This window comes from Streptomyces sp. NBC_01335, assembly GCF_035953295.1.
GTDB lineage: Bacteria > Actinomycetota > Actinomycetes > Streptomycetales > Streptomycetaceae > Streptomyces.
Genome location: NZ_CP108370.1, coordinates 3,005,001 through 3,023,498, shown reverse-complemented (window position 1 = coordinate 3,023,498; position 18,498 = coordinate 3,005,001). Strand labels below are relative to the sequence as shown.

At 73.1% G+C, this 18,498-nt stretch carries 14 protein-coding genes (1 of these 14 cut by a window edge); 12 read left to right on the top strand and 2 right to left on the bottom strand.

Features of this window, described 5'->3' with window-relative positions:
• The first annotated feature begins 710 nt into the window (after window positions 1–710).
• The 3 genes from OG599_RS12800 (at window position 711) to OG599_RS12790 (ending at window position 6,979) form a co-directional block, all read left to right on the top strand.
• Window positions 711–974: a WhiB family transcriptional regulator gene (locus OG599_RS12800; RefSeq protein WP_003968728.1), complete on the top strand. Its 264-nt coding sequence runs from the start codon at window positions 711–713 to the stop codon at window positions 972–974.
• A 582-nt stretch (window positions 975–1,556) separates the two neighbouring features.
• Entirely contained in the window at window positions 1,557–5,435 is a 3,879-nt protein-coding gene (locus OG599_RS12795; protein ID WP_327176109.1) for a glycosyltransferase, read from the top strand.
• On the top strand, window positions 5,432–6,979 hold the full coding sequence (locus OG599_RS12790) for a DUF5719 family protein (protein WP_327176108.1): 1,548 nt from the start codon (window positions 5,432–5,434) through the stop codon (window positions 6,977–6,979). Before OG599_RS12795 ends, OG599_RS12790 begins: the two co-directional genes overlap by 4 nt.
• Window positions 6,980–7,057: 78 nt before the next feature.
• Here the strand turns inward: OG599_RS12790 and OG599_RS12785 are convergent, their stop codons facing one another.
• On the bottom strand, window positions 7,058–7,486 hold the full coding sequence (locus OG599_RS12785; protein ID WP_327176107.1) for a metallopeptidase family protein: 429 nt from the start codon (window positions 7,484–7,486) through the stop codon (window positions 7,058–7,060).
• A gap of 355 nt (window positions 7,487–7,841) precedes the next feature.
• Between OG599_RS12785 and OG599_RS12780 the strand changes: the two genes are divergently transcribed.
• The 8 genes from OG599_RS12780 (at window position 7,842) to OG599_RS12745 (ending at window position 16,768) form a co-directional block, all read left to right on the top strand.
• The gene (locus tag OG599_RS12780) at window positions 7,842–8,219 is read left to right on the top strand and encodes a DUF3499 domain-containing protein (RefSeq protein ID WP_327176106.1); all 378 of its coding nucleotides are present in this window, start codon (window positions 7,842–7,844) and stop codon (window positions 8,217–8,219) included.
• 275 nt (window positions 8,220–8,494) lie between these two features.
• Window positions 8,495–9,859 carry a phosphomannomutase/phosphoglucomutase gene (locus tag OG599_RS12775; protein WP_327176105.1) on the top strand — a complete coding sequence of 455 codons (1,365 nt, stop codon included), beginning with the start codon at window positions 8,495–8,497 and terminating at the stop codon, window positions 9,857–9,859.
• 378 nt (window positions 9,860–10,237) lie between these two features.
• Window positions 10,238–10,420, top strand: a complete 183-nt coding sequence (locus OG599_RS12770; protein ID WP_266710528.1) for a Trm112 family protein — start codon at window positions 10,238–10,240, stop codon at window positions 10,418–10,420.
• Between the two features lie 111 nt (window positions 10,421–10,531).
• Window positions 10,532–11,683: an SIS domain-containing protein gene (locus tag OG599_RS12765; protein ID WP_327176104.1), complete on the top strand. Its 1,152-nt coding sequence runs from the start codon at window positions 10,532–10,534 to the stop codon at window positions 11,681–11,683.
• A 256-nt stretch (window positions 11,684–11,939) separates the two neighbouring features.
• Window positions 11,940–13,103: a mannose-6-phosphate isomerase, class I gene (gene manA / locus OG599_RS12760; RefSeq protein ID WP_327176103.1), complete on the top strand. Its 1,164-nt coding sequence runs from the start codon at window positions 11,940–11,942 to the stop codon at window positions 13,101–13,103.
• A 127-nt stretch (window positions 13,104–13,230) separates the two neighbouring features.
• Window positions 13,231–14,274 carry a cation diffusion facilitator family transporter gene (locus OG599_RS12755; protein ID WP_327176102.1) on the top strand — a complete coding sequence of 348 codons (1,044 nt, stop codon included), beginning with the start codon at window positions 13,231–13,233 and terminating at the stop codon, window positions 14,272–14,274.
• 248 nt (window positions 14,275–14,522) lie between these two features.
• Entirely contained in the window at window positions 14,523–15,980 is a 1,458-nt protein-coding gene (gene ahcY / locus OG599_RS12750; protein ID WP_327176101.1) for an adenosylhomocysteinase, read from the top strand.
• Between the two features lie 146 nt (window positions 15,981–16,126).
• A complete protein-coding gene (locus tag OG599_RS12745) occupies window positions 16,127–16,768 on the top strand; it encodes a hypothetical protein (protein ID WP_327176100.1) in 642 nt (213 codons plus the stop codon).
• Window positions 16,769–16,840: 72 nt separating this feature from the next.
• Here OG599_RS12745 and OG599_RS12740 read toward each other — a convergent pair whose 3' ends face one another.
• The gene (locus OG599_RS12740; RefSeq protein ID WP_327176099.1) at window positions 16,841–17,800 is read right to left on the bottom strand and encodes an RDD family protein; all 960 of its coding nucleotides are present in this window, start codon (window positions 17,798–17,800) and stop codon (window positions 16,841–16,843) included.
• A 125-nt stretch (window positions 17,801–17,925) separates the two neighbouring features.
• Here OG599_RS12740 and OG599_RS12735 point away from each other — a divergent pair, with 125 nt between their 5' ends.
• Window positions 17,926–18,498: the 5' portion of a stage II sporulation protein M gene (locus OG599_RS12735; RefSeq protein WP_327176098.1), read on the top strand. It continues 435 nt past the right edge of the window; only the first 573 of its 1,008 coding nucleotides appear in the window; its start codon is at window positions 17,926–17,928; its stop codon lies off the right edge, out of view.

Below are 18,498 nucleotides of genomic sequence, written 5' to 3'. Positions count from 1 at the left end.
CGCCGGTACGGCGGTTTCCTGCGCGGGGTGCCCGGGGGCGGGGAGCTGGAGGCCCAAGGCGTCCGGCCGCTGCCGTGCCCCGCGCGAGGCGGGGGCGGGGGAGCGGGAACCCGGAATCAGACCGGGAGCGCTGATCGGAGCCGGAGCCGCGAGGGCATCAACAGCAGCGACAGCTGGAACAGCAACAGCGGGCCTGGACAGCGGTGCGGAACCCACGGACGTGGGTGGCGTACATCGCGACGGTCGCTGGCATGGTGCCAAGGAGACCGGCTCGTTCCCCGCGCTGTCAACTCGGCGTCCCATTTGGCGGCAATGTTTCACCCCTTCCGGTCGCCCGGACTGAAGAAAGGTTTGTGCACCGACGGGGCAGGACAGGTGGCGCATCGTCCGGGCGTTCAAACCTCGCTGACGGTCTGTGACTCGTCTGTGATCTTGGTCGCTTCGGTGATCGAATCGAACCGGCGCGGAAACTCCGTTCGTCTCACTCGTTGGAGAGGGGGGAGGGGCTGAGCCCTAGGCATATGTCACGTTTTTGGTGATTTGGTAACTTTCCGCGTATGTTTGGTTCCGCAGAGTGAATACCGGGGCCAATAGCAGAAGCCCGCTTGACCGGCTCAGAGCTACACACTTGTAATTTCACTCGTGTTGTTCGGCCGCACGGAGAGTGACGGTCACGTCACGGGGACGTAAGAGACAGACGAGGGGCGCACATGACCGAGCTGTTCCAGCAACTGCTGGTCGAGGACGCGGACGAGGAACTCGGCTGGCAGGAGCGCGCACTGTGCGCCCAGACCGATCCCGAGTCCTTCTTCCCCGAGAAGGGCGGATCGACCCGGGAGGCCAAGAAGGTCTGCCTCGCCTGCGAAGTCCGATCCGAATGCCTGGAGTACGCCCTGTCGAACGACGAGCGGTTCGGCATCTGGGGCGGCCTCTCCGAGCGGGAGCGGCGGCGCCTGAAGAAGGCCGCGATCTGACCGGTACGGCTCCGAGGGCCCGAGCCCTCCGCGCCGGGCGGGCCTGACGCCCGGTCGACCCGGCGGTCCCGCCGTACGGGCCCCGCACCTTCACGACACCTCCACCGCATCGCCCCGCCGCATCCGGTACGGCCCGCCGCATCCGCCATGGCACCGCGGCATCCCGGTACCGGTCGAGCCCCAGGGGTACCGGTCGAGCCCCAGGGCCGCCGTCGCCCCTGCACGGATACGGCCCCCGCCCCGATGCCCGAGCGCCCCGCCCGCGCGCGACCACCCGATGGCCCGTCGTCCGGACCCTTCCCCCCCCAGGGTCCGGACGACGGGCCATCGGCATGACCGAGCCCCCGCCCGCACCCCCGTCCGCGCCCCCTGCGGGACCCGCTTCCCGTACCCTCGCGCGGCCTCCATACCCTGCGGAGTGCGGCCGGGGTTCACCCGCTCGGCGCCATCGCCCCCGATCCGTACCGTTAGTGTGGGGCCCCGTCCGAGACACGCCAACGCCCCGCCGGGGCGCGCGTGTACACCGATGCAGCCTCACCGGGGGGAACGCCCCCGGAACCCGGCCGGAGGGCCCGTACCTCGATGTCCGTGCAGAGTCACCCGGCGGCGCCGAACGCGTCCGTCGCCCCAGAGTTTCCCCGGCACGTCGTCACCGCCGTGCTCGTCTCCCACGACGGCGCGCGCTGGCTGCCCGACGCGCTCGCGGGGCTGCTCGGGCAGGAGCGCCCCGTACAGAACGCCGTCGCCGCCGACACCGGCAGCGCCGACGACTCCGCGAGGCTGGTCACCGAGGCGCTGGGCGGTGACCGCGTGCTCCACCTCGCGCGCCGGACCGGCTTCGGCACCGCCGTCGACGAAGCGGTCCGCACCGCGGGCGAGCTGACCGTCGACGACCTGCCCTACCTCAAGCGCCCCAGCGGCTGGGACCCCGTCACCAGGACCTGGCGCGACGACGCCTACGACCTGCCGGAACTCCCCTACGGCGAACCCGTCCAGTGGCTCTGGCTGCTCCACGACGACTGCGCCCCCGAGCCCGACGCCCTCGCCGAGCTGCTGCGTGTCGTCGACACCGACCCGCACGCCGCGATCGTCGGACCCAAGCTGCGCGGCTGGTACGACCGCCGTCAGCTCCTCGAAGTCGGCGTCACCATCGCCAACAGCGGCCGCCGCTGGACCGGACTCGACCGGCGCGAACAGGACCAGGGCCAGCACGACCAGGTCCGTACCGTCCTCTCCGTCTCCTCCGCCGGCATGCTGGTGCGCCGCGACGTCTGGGAGGAGCTCGGCGGCTTCGACCGCAGACTCCCCCTGATGCGCGACGACGTCGACCTCTGCTGGCGCGCCCACCAGGCCGGCCACCGGGTGCTGGTCGCCCCCGACGCCGTGCTGCGGCACGCCGAGGCGGCCGCCCGTGAGCGCCGCCCCATCGACTGCGCCGGACGCTCCGTCGTCGGCCCGCACCGCGTCGACCGGGCCGGGGCCGTCTACGCGATGCTCGCCAACACCCCGGTCAAGAAGCTTCCCTGGGTGCTGCTCCGCCTCGTCGTCGGCACCCTGCTCCGCACCCTCGCCTACCTCGTCGGCAAAGTCCCCGGCCAGGCGCTCGACGAGGTCACCGGCCTCATCGGCACCCTGCTCCGGCCGGGCAGGATCATGGCCGCCCGCCGCGCCCGCGGCAAGGGCACCGTCGACCCGGCCGAACTCCGCTCCCTCTTTCCGCCGCCCGGTGCCACCGTCCGCGCCACCGTCGAACAGGTCGCCGGTAACTTCGGCTCCCGTTCCGACGCCGACGCCGCCGGCGGCTCGCGCCACGGAGCCGTCGAGTCCGGACCCGGCGGCGACGACGCCGACTTCCTGGAGATCGAGCAGTTCGCCCGGCTCAAGCGGATCGGCCGCAAACCCGGCCCCGTCCTCTTCGCCCTCCTGCTGTTCGTCTCGCTGCTCGCCTGCCGCGGCCTGCTCGGCGGCGGCGCGCTGGCCGGCGGCGCCCTGCTGCCCGCGCCCGACGCCGTCTCCGATCTCTGGAGCCGGTTCGCGGACGGCTGGCACCCGGTCGTCACCGGCTCCACCGAAGCGGCCCCGCCCTACCTCGGCGTGCTCGCCGCCGTCTCGGCCCTCTTCTTCGGCTCCACCGGCTTCGCGCTGACCCTGCTGCTCGTCTGCTCGGTACCCCTCGCAGGTCTCACCGCCTACTTCGCGTCCCGGCCGCTCATCGAGTCCCGCCTGCTGCGGGCCTGGGCGAGCGTCGCGTACGCCTTCCTGCCGGCCGTGACCGGAGCGCTGGCCACCGGACGCGTGGGCACCGCCGTCCTCGCCGTGCTGCTCCCGCTGATGGCCCGTACCGCCGTCTCGGCGCACGGTCTGCGCGGCGACGGACGGGTCCGCGGCAGCTGGCGGGCCACCTGGGCCTTCACCCTGCTGCTCACCTTCACCACCGCGTTCACCCCGGTCGTGTGGCCGCTCGCCGTCGTCCTCGGCCTCGGCGTGCTCGCCCTGCGCCGCCGGGACCTCGCCGCGTACGGACTCCGGTTCCTCGCCACCGCGGGCACCCCGCTGCTCGTCCTCGCCCCCTGGTCGCTCAGCCTGCTGAGCCGGCCGTCCGGCTTCCTCCGGGAGGCGGGCCTGGACCTCGGCGAGGGCACCGCCTCCGCCGTCGACCTGCTCTCGCTGAGCCCCGGCGGCCCCAAGGGCGGCGGCTCCGTCCTCTTCATCGGTGTGGTGCTCGCGGCGCTCGCCGCGCTGCTGCGCGGCGAGCGGCAGACCGCGATCCGCGCCGCCTGGGCCGCCGCGCTCGCCGGCCTGCTCTTCGCGGGCCTCAGCAACGGCTCCACCTGGGCCGGTCCCGCCACCCTCGTCTACGGAACCGCGCTGATCGCCGCCGCCCTGCTGGGCGCGGACGGCGCGCGCATCCGCGTCGCCGCCCTCAACTTCGGCTGGCGGCAGCCGGTGGCCGCGCTGATCGCGCTGGCCTCCGCCGCCGCGCCGGTGCTCGCCGCCCTCGCCTGGATGGCCGGCGGCGCCGCCGGACCGCTGGAGCGCCGCGACCCGGTGCAGGTCCCCGCGTTCGTCGCGGAGGAGAGCACGACGACGGACCAGCCGCGCACCCTGGTGCTCGGCGGGAAATCGGCCGGCTCGGTCTCGTACACCCTGGTCCGCGGGTCCGGCGCCCGGCTCGGCGACGCCGAACTGACCGGGTCGACCGGCAGCAACAGCCACCTCGACAGAATCGTCGCCAACCTGGTCGCCGGCTCCGGCGCCGACCAGGGCCACCAGCTCAGCGGGTTCGCCGTGCGGTACGTCCTCGTACGCGACGGCGCTCCGCGCGAGATGGGCCGGGTCCTCGACGCGACCCCCGGCCTCAGCCGCCTCAGCCAGCTCGACGGCAGCGCGCTGTGGCGGGTCGACCAGGACGTCGCCCGTCTGATGATCGTCCCGGCCTCCGGCGACGGCGAGGGCGTGATGGTTCCCTCCGGCACCGTGGAGTCCCACACCAAGATCCCGGCGGGCGAGGACGGCAGGCTGCTCCGCCTCGCCGACGCGGCCGACCCCGCCTGGCAGGCCACCCTGGACGGCAAGCCCCTCACCCGCAAGACCGTCGACGGCTGGGCGCAGGGCTTCGAGCTCCCCGCGTCCGGCGGGCGGCTCGACCTCACGTACGACACCCCGATCACGCACTCCGTGTGGATCTGGGCGCAGATCGGTCTCGCCGTGGTCCTCGTCGTCATGGCTCTGCCGGGCCGCCGCCGCGAGGTCGACGACGACCTCCCCGAGGACCCGGAAGCCGCTGCCGCCGCCGACGCGGCCGAGGGCGACGGACGCCGGGCCCGCAGGCTCCGCGCCGCCGCCGAGGCCGAAGCGGCTGCCGCTGCCGCCGCGGAGGCCGCCGCCGCCGCCGGTACGGACCTGCCGCCGGACATCGCGCCGGGCGCTCCCTCGGACCCGGCCGCCGACGGCCGGCCCGAGCCGGAGCCGTACGCCCCGACGGGGGACGAGGACGGCGTGTACGTCCCGGCGCAGACCGAGGGTGACGCTGCCTACGTCCCGGCGCAGGCCGAGGGCGACGGCGCGTACGCCGCGATTCCCCAGCAGCAGTACGCCGAGTGGGACGGGCAGCAGCAGTACCAGCAGGCCGAGTACGCCCCGTACCAGGCGGAGCAGTACTCCGCCGAGCAGTACCCGGCGGAGCAGTACCAGCCCGAGCAGTACGCGACGACGGACCAGTACGGGACCGACCAGTTCCAGCAGGTCGACCCGTACCAGCAGAACGCCTACGACCCGTACGGCTACGGGCAGCAGCAGCAACAGCAGCAGCAGTACCAGGGTTACGAGACCCAGGCCCCGTACGACCCCTACGCGGGGCAGCAGTACGGCGTCCACGACACCGACGAGCAGGTCGACCCGAACGCCCCGGACCAGGCGCCGTGGCAGACCCGTAACGCATCGCGAGGCGAGTCCGAGTGAAGTCCACCCCCCTGTCCCTCATCGCGGGCACCGTCGCCCTCGCCGCCGTGACCGGTTTCGCCGCGTTCAACGCGCCCGGCGACACCGCACCGGCGAAGGCCGCGTCGGCGTCCAGGCTGCCCGTCGAGCGGTCCAGCCTGCTCTGCCCGGCGCCCAGCGACTCCGAGCTCGCCGACACCGCGTACACCTCCTACACCCCGGCCGGGAAGGGGACGGGCGGGGAGTCGGCCGCCGAGCTGAAGGAGGCGCGGCCCGTCACGGACGACGGCACCTCCGACACCTCCGACACCACCGAGAAGTCCGGCAAGAGCAGCAAGACCGGCAAGGGCGACGCGAGCACGGCCGAGAAGACGGTCGTCGCGCTCAAGGAGGCCGGAAAGCCCGTCACCGCCGACGCCGACGGCGCCGACGCGCCCGCACTGGTCGGCACCGCCACCGGCGCGCTCGCGCCGGGCTGGAGCGCGCAGCAGACCACCTCGGTCACCGCGGGATCCACCCGGGGGCTGCTCGGCGTCAGCTGCACGGCGCCCGACACGGAGTTCTGGTTCCCCGGCGTCAGCACCGCCGCGAAGGCCCAGGACTACATCCACCTGACCAACCCGGACAGCGGCGCGGCCGTCGTCGACATCCAGCTGTTCGGCCCGGACGGCGACCTCAAGGCGGACGTCGGCGACGGGATCGCCGTCCCGGCGCACTCCAGCGTGGCCATGCTGCTCTCCACGCTGACCGGCGAGGCCGTCGACGACGCCACCGCCCACGTCACCACCCGCAGCGGCCGGGTCGGTGCGGTGGTCCGGGGGGCCCGCGAGGACGCCGGCAGCGACTGGCTCACCGCCTCCGCGGACCCCTCCGCCACCGTGGTGCTGCCCGGCATCCCCGCCGACGCGACCTCGGTCCAGCTGATCGCGTACGCGCCCGGCGAGGACGACGCCGACGTCAAGGTGCAGCTGATCGGGAAGTCGGCGACCTTCGCCCCGGCCGGCAACGACACCCTGCACGTCAAGTCGGGGATGACCGCGAGCGTCGACCTGAAGAACGTCACCCGGAAGGAGCCGGGCTCGCTGCGGCTCACCCCGGTCGAGGGCGAGCGCGCCACCCCGATCGTCGCCGCGCTGCGCGTGGTGCGGGGTACGGGCTCCGCGCAGGAGATCGCGTACATCCCGGCCACCCGGCCGGTCGGGGCCCGGGCGAGCGTGGCCGACAACCGGGCCAAGGGCTCGACCCTCTCGCTCGTCGCGCCCGGTGCCACGGCCCAGGTGAAGGTCACCGCCTCGGCGGGCAGCGAGGGCGGCGAACAGACCGTCAAGGAGTACACCGTCAAGGGCGGTACGACGCTCGCGTTCACCCCGCCCGTCCCGTCCGGCCTCAAGGGCTCGTACGCGCTGACGGTGGAGACGGAGTCGGGCGGCCCGGTCTACGCGGCCCGCACGCTCGCCCTCCCGGAGGACGGCGTGCAGATGTTCACCGTGCAGACGTTGCCGGACGACCGGGGCACGGTCGAAGTCCCGGCCGCGGTGCAGGACCTGACGGTGCTGGACGACTGACGCCGCCGGCCGGCCGGGGGTGCCGACCGACCGCCACCGCCGGCCGGTGGTCCCGGACCTCGTCGGTACGGGTGGGGCTCAGTCCTGCCCGTACCGGGGGTCCACGGACTCCGGGGAGAGTCCCAGCAGGTCGGCGACCTGCTCCACCACGACCTCGTGCACCAGCAGCGCCCGCTCGTCCCGGGACTTCGACCGGATCTCGATGGGGCGCCGGTAGACGACGATCTGCGCGGGCTGCCCCTTCGTCGCCGAGATCGCGCGCCCCAGCGGGACCGTGTCCTCGGCCGTCAGCGGCACCTCTTCCACCACGAAGTCCACTTCGGCCAGCTGCGGCCACCGCCGTTCCAGGCGCTCCACCGAGTCCTGCACGAGATCGCTGAACCTCTCCGCGCGGCTCATCGACAGCGGCACCTGCGGCGGCGCCACCGGCCCACGCATGCCGCGGCCGTGGCGGTCGCGGCGCCGGGGCCGGGGATCGGGCGAGGGCGAAGGTACGGAACTGTCCATCACCGACGCAGCGTAACCCTCGCGACGGAGGTGGTCCGCCGCCCGGGCACGGGGTCGTGCCGCACCGCCCTCGCATCCCCCGAGACACATCTCAACCTCAATTTTCCGGCCAAGTTGAGCCACTTTTCGGCCCCGCTCGTGATCACCGAATCGTCACGCCCTGCCCTTCCCGTCGCCACGGGGTGCCCACGAACCCACACAAGCGGAACCACTGTGACCAGCCGCTCTCCCGTCGACCGAGCACCGGGACGGCCCCCGGGAGGCCCGCTTCCACCGGGGATGATCAACGACACGGTGGCCCGCCCCGGGGGACAGTCGTCGCAGCCCGCTCAAGAGTGCGGTACCGTCCAACATCGTGAGCCCTGTACGTCGCTGTTCGCGCACCGCGTGCGGCCGTCCCGCCGTCGCGACACTGACGTACGTCTATGCCGACTCGACCGCGGTCCTCGGCCCGCTCGCCACCTACGCCGAGCCCCATTGTTACGACCTGTGCGCCGAACACAGTGAGCGCCTCACCGCGCCCCGGGGCTGGGAGGTGGTCCGGCTCACCGACTCCTCCGCACCCACCCGCCACAGCGCCGACGACCTCGAAGCGCTCGCCAACGCGGTCCGCGAGGCCGCCCGCCCGCACGACCGGTCCCAGGACGGCGCCGCCCGGGGGCCGCGCACCGCCGACCCCGTCGAGGTCGCGCGCCGGGGCCACCTGCGGGTCCTGCGTTCCCCCGACTCCTGACGGCCCCGCCCGCCACCCCGCACCGCAGGTGGGCGGCCCGTATCGGCGTATCGACGGCCGGGTAGTTTGGGCGCTCAGCCCAAGGGTTGTCCCGAAATCCCTGGTGGGTGCGCGACGTCAGCCACGGCACCTCGCCGCGTTGTCGGAGCGTCCACACATGTCCAGTACGCGGACATGTGTGGACGCTCCTCCGCCGTGCGACGCACCGCATCCGACGCCGCACACCGATCCACCACGGATCACGGGACAACCCGCAGACCCCAGGAGGACCGGCCGTGGTTGCTGATCTGTCGCAGCTCGTGAAGGCGTACGACGTACGCGGCGTCGTACCCGACCAGTGGGACGAGCCGCTCGCAGAACTCTTCGGCGCGGCGTTCGTCCAGGTCACCGACGCGGACGCGATCGTCATCGGCCACGACATGCGCCCGTCCTCGCCCGGCCTCGCCGGCGCCTTCGCCCGCGGCGCCCAGGCGCGCGGCGCCGACGTCACCCTGATCGGCCTCTGCTCGACCGACCAGCTGTACTACGCCTCGGGCGCGTTCGGTCTGCCCGGCGCCATGTTCACCGCCTCGCACAACCCGGCCCAGTACAACGGCATCAAGATGTGCCGGGCCGGAGCCGCGCCGGTCGGCCAGGACACCGGGCTCGCCGAGATCCGCGCGCTCGTGGAGCAGTGGTCCGAGCACGGGGCGCCCGCCCCGGCCGCCGTCAGGGGCACACTCACCGAACGCGACACCCTCACCGACTACGCCGCCCACCTGCTCGGCCTCGTGGACCTGACGGCGATCCGGCCGCTCAAGGTCGTGGTGGACGCGGGCAACGGCATGGGCGGCCACACCGTGCCCACCGTGCTCGCGGGGCTGCCGCTCGACGTCGTACCGATCTACTTCGAGCTCGACGGCACCTTCCCGAACCACGAGGCGAACCCCCTCGACCCGGCCAACATCGTCGACCTCCAGGCCCGGGTCCTCGCCGAGAGCGCCGACCTCGGGCTCGCCTTCGACGGGGACGCCGACCGCTGCTTCGTCGTGGACGAGCGCGGCGCGGGCGTCTCGCCGTCCGCCATCACCGCGCTCGTCGCCGAGCGGGAACTCGCCCGCAACGGCGGCAAGGGCACCGTCATCCACAACCTGATCACCTCCTGGTCCGTCCCCGAGGTCATCCGCGAGAACGGCGGCACCCCCGTCCGCACCCGCGTCGGCCACTCCTTCATCAAGGCCGAGATGGCCGAGCACGGCGCGATCTTCGGCGGCGAACATTCGGCCCACTACTACTTCCGGGACTTCTGGAACGCCGATACGGGCATGCTCGCCGCCCTCCACGTCCTCGCCGCCCTCGGCGGACAGGACGGCCCGCTCTCCGCGCTGCTCGCCACCTACGACCGCTACACCGGCTCCGGCGAGATCAACTCCACCGTCGCCGACCAGGCGGCCCGCCTCACGGCGATCCGCGCCGCGTACGGCGACCGCGAGGACGTGACCTTCGACGAGCTGGACGGCCTCACCGTCGCCACCGCCGACTGGTGGTTCAACGTCCGCGCCTCCAACACCGAACCGCTGCTGCGCCTCAACGTCGAAGCCCGCGACGAGGCCACGATGACAGCGGTACGGGACGAGGCCCTGGCCCTCATCCGGGGATAGCACGCGCGGGGGAGCGGCCGCCCGGCCGTTGCTCGGCTGTGGGGCACGGCCGCGCCCGGCCCGGCGGTCGCGGGGCGGGGCGGGATTGGCGTGTGGCCCGGCCGTCGCCCGGCCCGGCTGGCGCGGGGCCCGGTCCATTCGTCTCCGGGCCGCCGCCCGTTCGCCACCCGGCCACGTCCGCGTACCGCTGCCGGGTGATGCTGCGAGCGGCGCCGGTGAGTCCACCCGGTCGTCGCGCGGCCCCCGGTGCCTTCCCGCCCGGCCGTCGCGCAGCGGGGGGACGCGGTCCTGCCGGACCGCGACCCCCGCACCCCGGCGGTAGGCTGGCCTCGCCCCAACCGCGCGAAGCTCAACCGCATGTTCGAAGGGACCCGCCCCATGGCGCTCGAAGCCGGCCTTCTGGAGATCCTCGCCTGCCCGGCGTGTCACTCCCCGCTCGACGACCGCACGGCGGACGACAGCCCGGAGCTGGTCTGCACCGGCGCCGACTGCGGCCTCGCCTACCCGGTCCGCGACGGCATCCCGGTGCTCCTCGTCGACGAGGCCCGCCGCCCCGCGTGACGGGACGCCAGGCACGTGTCGCCGACGCCCCCGGAATCTCCGGCGGCGACCGTCCGCGACCGCGCCCGGCACCCGCACACTGATCCGTACGGTGATCGGAGGCCCACCGCCATGCTCGACGAGACGTTGCTCGACGCCCCGGACGCCCTGGCCAGGGCCGACCGGCGAGGGCTCCTGCGCGGGGCCGCCGAGGCCGGCGCCCGCGTCCGTACCGCCGCCCTGCACACGGCCGAGGCCGGCATCGGAGCGCTGACCCCCGAGGGCAGGCCGCGCTCCGTCCTCGTCGCCGGTCCCGGCACCGCCGCCACCGGAGTCGCCGACATCATCGGCGCCCTCGCGGGAGCGGCCGCACCGGTCACCCGCATCCGGCCCACCGGCGTCGCGCCGGCCGGCGGCGCACTGCGCTGGACCCTGCCCGGCTGGGCCGGGCCGGTCGACCTGCTCCTCATCGCCACCGCCGACGGCGCCGAACCCGGCCTCTCGCTCCTCGCCGAACAGGCGTACCGGCGCGGCTGCTCGGTCGTCGCCGTCGCCCCCACCCGCTCGCCCCTGCGCGAAGCCGTCGAGAGGGCCCACGGGCTCCTCGTGCCCATGGCCGCCGCCCCGCACGGCGAGTACGACGCCGAGACCTCGGCGGCGGGCCCCGGCACCCTCTGGGCCCTGCTGACGCCGCTCCTCGCCCTGCTCGACCGGGTCGGCCTGCTCGCGGCGTCCGAGGAGGACCTGCGCAAGGTCGCGGACCGGCTGGACCGCACCGCCGAACGCTGTGGGCCCGCCATCGCCACGTACAGCAACCCGGCCAAGACCCTCGCCGCCGAGCTCGCCGACACCCTGCCGCTGGTGTGGACCGAGGGAGAGGCGGCGGGCCCGGTCGGCCGCCGGTTCGCCGCCGTCCTCGCCGAACTCGCCGGCCGCCCCGCGCTCACCGCACCCCTCCCCGAAGCCCTGCCCTCGCACGGCGCCCTGCTCGCAGGGGACTTCGCCGCCGGAGCCGACCCCGAGGACTTCTTCCGCGACCGCGTCGACGAGCAGGAAGCGCTGCGCGCCCGGGTCGTCCTCCTCCGCGACCGGCCCACCGGCGGCCTGACCGCCGCCCCGGCCGCACGCGAACTCGCCCTCGGCCACGACACGGCCATCAGCGAACTCGAACCCGACGAGGGCAGCGAACTCGAAGCGCTCGCCGAACTCCTCGCGGTCACCGACTTCGCCGCCGTCTACCTCTCGCTGGCCACCGAGCCGCCGACCGCGGACAACCCCACCTGACCTGCCTGACCGACCGGCACCACCCCCCCCGGGGGCGACGGAAGCCCGGACGCCGGGAAGCCCGGACGCGGGGAAGCCCGGACGCCGGGAAGCCTGGACGCCGGGGGCACTGTCCCCGCGCCGGTGCTGTCCGCCACACCTGCCCCACCCGCCACAGCCGCCGTACCTGCCACGCCTGTGCCACGCCTGCCGTACCTGTCACGCCAGCCGTACCTGCCACGCCTGCACACCTTCACGAAAGCCCGAGGACAACTCCATGGACCGGCTCTCCAACACCGTGCGCCCCTACGCCTGGGGCTCCACCACGGCCATCCCCGAGCTGCTCGGCACCCCGCCCACGGGGGAGCCGCAGGCCGAGATGTGGATGGGAGCCCACCCCGGAGCGCCGTCCCTGCTCACCCGCGACGGCGCCGAACTCCCGCTCGACCAGGTCATCGCCGCCGACCCGGCCCGCGAGCTCGGTGCTGCGGCCGTCGAGAAGTTCGGCCCCCGCCTCCCGTTCCTCCTCAAGCTGCTCGCCGCCGGAGCCCCGCTCTCCCTCCAGGTCCACCCCGACCTGGAGCAGGCCCGGCTCGGCTTCGCCGACGAGGAGGCCCGCGGCATCCCGCTCGACGCCCCCCACCGCACGTACCGGGACGCCAACCACAAGCCCGAACTGATCTGCGCTCTCACCCCCTTCGAAGGACTCTGCGGTTTCCGCCGCCCCGACGAGGCAGCCACCCTGCTGGAGGCGCTCGGCGTCGACTCCCTCAAGCCGTACGCGGACCTGCTGCGCGCCCACCCGGAGGAGGCCGCCCTCCGCGAGGTGCTCACCGCGATCCTCACCGCCGACCCGGAGGAGATGGCCGCGACCGTCGGCGAGGCCGCCGACGCTGCCGAAGCCTTGGGCGGCGCCCACGCCCCGTACGCCGAGATCGCCCGCCACTACCCGGGCGACGCCGGGGTCATCGCCGCGATGCTCCTCAACCACGTGCGGCTCCAGCCCGGCGAGGCGCTCTACCTCGGCGCGGGCGTCCCGCACGCCTACCTCGACGGTCTCGGCGTCGAGATCATGGCCAACTCGGACAACGTCCTGCGCTGCGGGCTCACCCCCAAGCACATCGACGTTCCCGAACTCCTGCGCATCGTGCGCTTCGAGGCCACCGAGCCCGGCGTGCTGCGCCCCGAGGCGGCCCCCTCCGGCGAGGAGCCGTACGAGACCCCCGTCGACGAGTTCCGGCTGTCCCGCTTCGACCTCTCGCCCGGCGCGGCCCCTGCCGACCTGACGGCCACCACCCCGCAGATCCTGCTCTGCACCGCCGGCTCGCTCCGGACCGGTGAGCTGGACCTCGTGCCGGGCGGCTCCGTCTTCGTCCCCGCGGGCGAAACGGTCGAAGCGTCAGGTAACGGCACACTCTTCCGGGCCACCGTGGTGGCCTGACGCACTGTCCGTCCCCGGTACTGCAACAATGTGCGGCCGTACCGCGGCGACCCGCGTGTGCGGTACCGATCCGCGTGCGCGGCACCGATCCGCGTTTGCAGTACCGAGGAAGGGACACCAGGCACCCATGAGCGCGTCAGGCGGAACCAAGGCGATCGTGGCGGCACTCTCCGCCAATCTCGCCATCGCGGTGGCCAAATTCGTGGCGTTCCTCTTCAGTGGCTCCTCGTCGATGCTCGCGGAGAGCGTCCACTCGCTGGCCGACTCGGGCAACCAGGGACTCCTGCTGCTCGGAGGGAAGAAGGCGCAACGCCAGGCCACCCCCGAGCACCCCTTCGGCTACGGGCGCGAGAGGTACATCTACGCCTTCCTCGTCTCCATCGTCCTGTTCTCGGTCGGTGGCATGTTCGCCGTCTACGAGGGCTACGAGAAGATCAAGCATCCGCACCCCATCGAGGCCTGGTACTGGCCGGTGGGCGTGCTGGTCTTCGCGATCATCGCCGAGGGATTCTCCTTCCGTACGGCGATCACCGAGTCCAACCAGACCCGCGGCACGCTGAGCTGGACGGACTTCATCCGTCGTGCCAAGGCCCCCGAGCTCCCCGTCGTACTGCTGGAGGACTTCGGGGCGCTCATCGGTCTGGTCCTCGCCCTCGGCGGCGTCGGGATCTCGCTCGCCACCGACGACGGCGTCTGGGACGGCATCGGCACCCTCTGCATCGGCATCCTGCTCATCGTCATCGCGCTCGTGCTCGCCGCCGAGACGAAGTCACTCCTCCTGGGAGAGTCGGCAGGGGCCGAACAGATCGAGCGGATCAAGGCCGCCGTCGTCGACGGCGACACCGTGACCGGCATCATCCACATGCGCACGCTCCACCTCGGCCCCGAGGAACTGCTGGTCGCAGCAAAGATCGCCGTCCAGCACGACGACACCGCGACCGAGGTCGCCAACGCGATCAACGCCGCCGAGACCCGCATCCGTGCCGCCGTGCCGATCGCCCGCGTCATCTACCTGGAACCCGACATCTACAACGCGGACGCCGCGTCGACGGGCACCAACCCCGGCCGGTCCCCCCTGGCGGGTGCGGCCGAGCAGCCCACCGGGGGCACCGACGGGGCGGCCGACACCGACGGCGCGGCCGGAGAGAACCCCGCCGGCCCGGGGCACTGATTCCGGCCATCCCGTACGTCCCGTGAGCGCACCGATCCCCCGCGGGCCGGTGCGCTCACGGCTGCTCGGTGTAGATTCGTACGCGTACCAGACGTCGCTGCTGATGGCGGTCGATCGGCCCGCGGAAGCGGACCGGCCGAGGGAGAGAGGGCCTCCGACGGACTGCGCTGCGAGTCCCGGGCATTCCTGTGCCCGGCGCCGCACAGCCAGCCAGCCCACCCTCGACCCTTACGAGGAGCAGACCAGCCATGACGACGGTCAGCCAGAACCAGGACTTCAAGGTCGCCGACCTTTCCCTCGCGGTCTTCGGCCGCAAGGAGATCACCCTCGCCGAGCACGAGATGCCCGGCCTGATGTCGATCCGCAAGGAGTACGCCGCCGCGCAGCCGCTGGCCGGCGCACGCGTCACCGGCTCCCTGCACATGACCGTGCAGACCGCGGTGCTCATCGAGACCCTCGTCGCCCTCGGCGCCGAGGTCCGCTGGGCCTCCTGCAACATCTTCTCCACCCAGGACCACGCGGCCGCCGCCATCGCCGTCGGCCCGACCGGCACCCCCGAGGCCCCCGCCGGCGTCCCGGTCTTCGCCTGGAAGGGCGAGACGCTGGAGGAGTACTGGTGGTGCACCGAGCAGGCCCTGACCTGGCCGAACAGCCCCACCGGCGGCCCGAACATGATCCTGGACGACGGCGGTGACGCCACCCTCCTGGTCCACAAGGGCGTCGAGTTCGAGAAGGCCGGCGCGGCCCCGGACCCGTCCACCGCGGACAGCGAGGAGTACGCCCACATCCTCACGCTCCTCAACCGCACCCTCGGCGAGTCCCCGCAGAAGTGGACCCAGCTCGCGTCCGAGATCCGCGGTGTCACCGAGGAGACGACCACCGGCGTCCACCGGCTGTACGAGATGCACCGTGACGGCACCCTCCTGTTCCCGGCGATCAACGTCAACGACGCCGTCACCAAGTCGAAGTTCGACAACAAGTACGGCTGCCGCCACTCCCTGATCGACGGCATCAACCGCGCCACCGACGTCCTCATCGGCGGCAAGACCGCCGTCGTCTGCGGCTACGGCGACGTGGGCAAGGGCTGCGCCGAGTCCCTGCGCGGCCAGGGCGCCCGCGTGATCATCACCGAGATCGACCCGATCTGCGCGCTCCAGGCGGCCATGGACGGCTACCAGGTCGCGACCCTGGACGACGTCGTCGAGCAGGCCGACATCTTCGTCACCACGACGGGCAACAAGGACATCATCATGGCGTCCGACATGGCCCGGATGAAGCACCAGGCGATCGTCGGCAACATCGGCCACTTCGACAACGAGATCGACATGGCCGGCCTCGCCAAGATCGACGGCATCGTCAAGGACGAGGTCAAGCCGCAGGTCCACACCTGGACCTTCCCGGACGGCAAGGTCCTCATCGTCCTCTCCGAGGGCCGCCTGCTGAACCTCGGCAACGCGACCGGTCACCCCTCCTTCGTCATGTCCAACTCCTTCGCGGACCAGACCCTGGCCCAGATCGAGCTCTTCACCAAGCCGGAGGAGTACCCGACCGACGTCTACGTGCTCCCGAAGCACCTCGACGAGAAGGTCGCCCGCCTCCACCTGGCCGCCCTGGGCGTCAAGCTCACGACCCTCCGCCCGGAGCAGGCCGCCTACATCGGCGTCGAGGTCGACGGCCCGTACAAGGCCGACCACTACCGCTACTGATCCCACCCGCCGTCGGCCCGCCCCTCACAGAGGGAACCCGGCCGACGGCGACCGGAACAGTCTCAACAGCAGGTCCGAGCGCAGGCCCCCGCACCCCCGTGCCGGGGGCCTGCCCCGTACCCCGCCCGTGCAGCCCGAAGGACCCCATGCCCCGCGGCCGATATTCGCTCCACGATCCACACGATCGCACCCCCCTCGGTGAAGAGCACTTCCACTGCGCCCCCGGCCCTTCCGGCTGGCGCTACGTCGCCCAGAGGACCGCTCCCTCCGGCGATCACCTCGGCTCCACCGACCTCGCGCTCGACGAACTCGGCCGGCCCATCCGTCTGGAACTGCACGCGGGCGGCTGGCAGATCCGCGGCGCCGCCCTCGAAGGCGTCACCTGGGTACGGACCGACCCCACCGGCACCGACGCGACCGAGGGCAACGTCCGCGCCCACGCCTTCTCCGGCACCTCTCCCGCGTTTCTCGTCGCCGTCACGCGACTTCTGCGTCTCACCCCCGATTCCCCCGAGACCCGCATCCGTCTGGTCACCTTCACGGATCCGGTCCTCGCACCCCTGACCGTCGATCAGTCCTGGGCCCTGGTGGACAGTGAAGCGCACCCCACTGACAACGGCCTCCTGCACGTGGACACGTACCAGGTCAGCGACCTGAACACGGGGGAGCGCCACACGGTGCACCTCGCCGGGGACGTGGTTCTCGCCGCCCCCGGCATCGAACTCGAAGACCTCGAATCCCCGCCCTCCCCCAAACCCGCACCGCGACCCGAGCACCCGCCCGAGTAGCCCGCCGCCCGGGCGGACGGCAGTTCGGGCGCACCGTTGCTCAGGCAGACAGCTGCTCAGGTGGACCGCTGCTCAGGCAGGCGGGGCGAACCCGGTGGAGGCGGGCACGGAGGCCGTGGCCACCGGGGCCACCGGCGTCACGGGCGCGGCGAGCGGGGCCGGCACGACCTTCGGGCCGACAGCGGGAACACCCGCGGGCGCACCCCATCCCGCCGTCGCGCCGACCGCCGATCCGGTGCCGGGCGCTCCCGCTGCCGCCCCCGGCGCCCGGTCCGCCGCGCGTTCGGCCGACAGCAGGCGTCGCACCTCGCGCGTACGGCGCTCGTGCAGCACGGCGGCCAGATACGCGGCGTGGGGCACTCCGTTCGGCGGCGGCACGGCCGTCCTGGCCGCCAGCTCCCCGGCGAGCCTCTCGCCGATCGCGTACCCGGCGGCGGGATCGAGTTGGTGCAGGCGGGAGACGTACTGCCGTGCGGAGAGCCAGAATTCGTCCGGCACGGCCGACAGGTCCAGCTGCGCGAAACGGTTCGCGAGCCACGGCGGAGGCGGCGGCAGCGCCCGGGACCGGTCGTCCGGCACCCGTTCCCGTACGACGAGCGTCCCGGCGAACACGTCCCCGAGCCGCCGGCCCCTGGCGGAGACCAGGGAGGCGATCGCGGCCACCCCACCGAAGGACGACAGGATCTCGACGACGCCCATCGCCCCGCGCACCAGCGCGTGCCGGAACGCGATGGGCCCCCCGTCCTCGCGCACCACCCGCAGCCCGCAGGCGAGTTTGCCCAGGGAACGACCGTGGCTCAGGGTCTCCACCGCGATGGGCCCGCCCACCAGCACCAGGAGGAACGACGCCACGGAGACGGCGGCGACGGCCGCGTCGTCGAGCGTCGACGTGGCGAGGGCCAGGGCGATGCTGAGCACGATGAAGACGATCAGGAGCAGCGCGGTGTCGATGGCCTGCGCCAGCGCCCTGCTCGGCAGCCGTGCCGGTCTGAGCTCCAGAACCACCGCGTCCCCGGTCACGAGTTCGCTCATTGCCCCGCCCTTCGTCGCCCACCCCTGCCCCCGTTGTGCGACAGTCTGCCAAGCTGATCGCCGGCGCGCCGCCGTGTTCGGGACCCGTACGCCCCTTCGCCCTTCGCCTGGAGCAGACACCCACCATGGACCTCGATGTCTTCGTCACCGCCCACCGCGCGGAGTGGGATCGTCTGGAACATCTGCTGAAGCGGGGCCGAGGACTCACCGGTACCGAGGCGGACGAGCTCGTCGTGCTCTACCAGCGGACGGCCACCCATCTCTCCCTGATCCACTCCCAGGCGCCCGACCCGCGCACCGAGGGGCGGCTGACCCAGCTCGTGGCCCGCGCCCGGTCCGTCGTGACCGGTACCCGCAAGGCCTCCTGGCGGGACGTGACCCGGTTCCTCAGTGCCGGATTTCCCGCCGCGGTGTACCGCTCGCGCCACTGGTGGGTGCCCACCGCGGTGTTCTCCACCCTCCTCGCCGCGCTGATCGGCTGGTGGATCGGTACGCACCCCGAGGTCCAGGCCGCCATAGGAGCCCCCGATGACCTGCGCGCACTGACCCGGCCGGGCGGGGAGTACGAGGCCTATTACTCCAGCCACCCCGCGGCCTCCTTCGCGGCTCAGGTGTGGACGAACAACGCCCAGGCAGCCGCGATGTGCCTCGTCCTCGGCGCGTTCTTCTGCCTGCCGGTGATCTGGATCCTCTTCACC

Coding starts and splice junctions, on each gene's coding strand:
- OG599_RS12800 (WP_003968728.1), top strand. CDS start 711: ATGACCGAGCTGTTCCAGCAACTGCTGGTCGAGGACGCGGACGAGGAA.
- OG599_RS12795 (WP_327176109.1), top strand. CDS start 1,557: ATGTCCGTGCAGAGTCACCCGGCGGCGCCGAACGCGTCCGTCGCCCCA.
- OG599_RS12785 (WP_327176107.1), bottom strand. CDS start 7,486: ATGGACAGTTCCGTACCTTCGCCCTCGCCCGATCCCCGGCCCCGGCGC.
- OG599_RS12770 (WP_266710528.1), top strand. CDS start 10,238: ATGGCGCTCGAAGCCGGCCTTCTGGAGATCCTCGCCTGCCCGGCGTGT.
- OG599_RS12765 (WP_327176104.1), top strand. CDS start 10,532: ATGCTCGACGAGACGTTGCTCGACGCCCCGGACGCCCTGGCCAGGGCC.
- manA (WP_327176103.1), top strand. CDS start 11,940: ATGGACCGGCTCTCCAACACCGTGCGCCCCTACGCCTGGGGCTCCACC.
- OG599_RS12755 (WP_327176102.1), top strand. CDS start 13,231: ATGAGCGCGTCAGGCGGAACCAAGGCGATCGTGGCGGCACTCTCCGCC.
- ahcY (WP_327176101.1), top strand. CDS start 14,523: ATGACGACGGTCAGCCAGAACCAGGACTTCAAGGTCGCCGACCTTTCC.
- OG599_RS12745 (WP_327176100.1), top strand. CDS start 16,127: ATGCCCCGCGGCCGATATTCGCTCCACGATCCACACGATCGCACCCCC.
- OG599_RS12740 (WP_327176099.1), bottom strand. CDS start 17,800: ATGAGCGAACTCGTGACCGGGGACGCGGTGGTTCTGGAGCTCAGACCG.